Here is a 1,502-nt window from a genome sequence, read left to right as displayed (position 1 = left end):
AATGACGCTGACCGTTTAATGAACGTCGAACGTGTAATGGGTAATATTCGTGAAGGTTGGATGAATTTTGGACAACAAGCATAAAGTATCGCCAGAGCGATTCCGTCACTTATCTCAGCTAATCCAATTCGCCACTAAGACGGCGGATTGGCACGCGCTAAAACGCCATGATTTGCAGCTTCGAGAGCTGCTTATCAGTCATAAGCCGTTTTTGAAAGATCCCAAATTAGCACCTGAGATTCAGCGTGCTAAATCCGTGCACGCGGATGCTTTTGCTGCATTAGAGAAAGCCACTGGTGAGCTCAAAAAAGAGATGAACATGGCGAACGATCAACAAGAGCGTGCCATGGCATATCAACTAGCGATGACAATGGAGATGACACAATGATGATTTCTTCTTCACTGCCATCGTCAAATGCCACTTCATCTTCAGAAGGCCGAATCACGCAAGCAAAAAACGTTCAAGGCTTTTCGCAGCGCAGTGCTTCAGGGCAAACACCTCTGAATCAATCCGCAGCATTATCAGAGCAAGCAGTACCAAGCTTTCGCCTTGCTGCACAAACTTTCTCAAGCGAAGAGCGCAAAGAGGCGACAACTGCAACAACGGAAGAAAATGCTGCTGTTGACACCACAGGAATGAATGTTCTTCTGAGTGCAACAACACCAACTGAAACACCAGACCTTGCAGCGCAAGCGCAAACCTTGACGCAAGGCATGCTAAACATGGCTGAGAAATCGGTTGCGTCGTTCAACAAAGTCAATCCGTTGGAAGTAAAAGGTGAAGCAAAAACAACAAGCCCAGCGCAAGCTAATGCCTTGTTAAACACATCACCGCAACAGCAAGATGTTCAAATTAGCCAAACGACTTCTGCGAATGCACGCGTGAACACCTCTGCCGTAGACTTTCAAGCATTGTTGAACCAACCAGCGCAAGGGCAAGCAACGACTGCACCACTGAACGTTCAAACTTCTGCTCCGTCCGCTCAAGCAGTGAGCGCTGCGGCAGTGGCGCATGCTCATACGCAAGGCTCAGAGTGGGCAGCAGTGAAAGTGGACACAAGTGCAGGCAAATGGGGCGAGCAGATGATGCAAGTGCTGCATGACCGAGTCACCTTGCAAGCACAGCAAAGTGTTCAGGAAGCGAAAATACGTCTCGATCCGCCCGATCTAGGCAAACTGGATTTACTCGTTCGTGTTGAGGGCGATCGATTGAGCGTACAGATCAACGCAAACACGGCGGCAACACGTGAAGCCTTGATGCAAGTATCGGAACGCTTACGCACTGAACTACAAGAACAAAACTTCGTCCATGTTGATGTCAATGTAGGTGCCGACCAAGGTCAAGAGCGCCATCAACAACAGATGAATGACGAAGACACCACAATTTTCGCTGCACGTGAGTCCAGCGCATTTCAATCCAATACAACAACAAACTATTCAGAACACTGGCTGAACACTCAAGCCTACGTTAGTCATCGAGGAAAAAGGTTATGACCAAACAA

General features: G+C 48.1%; 2 protein-coding genes and 1 pseudogene. All 3 read left to right on the top strand.

Annotation, left to right across the window (positions count from 1 at the left end; genetic code table 11):
* Nucleotides 1-84, top strand: a pseudogene (locus R7M72_RS24590) (flagellar export chaperone FliS); the annotation flags it as partial.
* Entirely contained in the window at nt 68-388 is a 321-nt protein-coding gene (locus R7M72_RS24585; RefSeq protein ID WP_005478392.1) for a hypothetical protein, read from the top strand. The pseudogene R7M72_RS24590 and the gene R7M72_RS24585, both read left to right, overlap by 17 nt.
* Nucleotides 385-1,494: a flagellar hook-length control protein FliK gene (locus tag R7M72_RS24580; RefSeq protein WP_318056400.1), complete on the top strand. Its 1,110-nt coding sequence runs from the start codon at nt 385-387 to the stop codon at nt 1,492-1,494. The genes R7M72_RS24585 and R7M72_RS24580 overlap by 4 nt, the downstream gene beginning before the upstream one ends.
* Nucleotides 1,495-1,502 lie beyond the last annotated feature (8 nt).

Source organism: Vibrio sp. YT-18 (genome assembly GCF_033337345.1).
Taxonomy (GTDB): Bacteria; Pseudomonadota; Gammaproteobacteria; order Enterobacterales; family Vibrionaceae; genus Vibrio; species Vibrio alginolyticus.
This window is presented reverse-complemented; position numbering and strand designations above follow the sequence as displayed.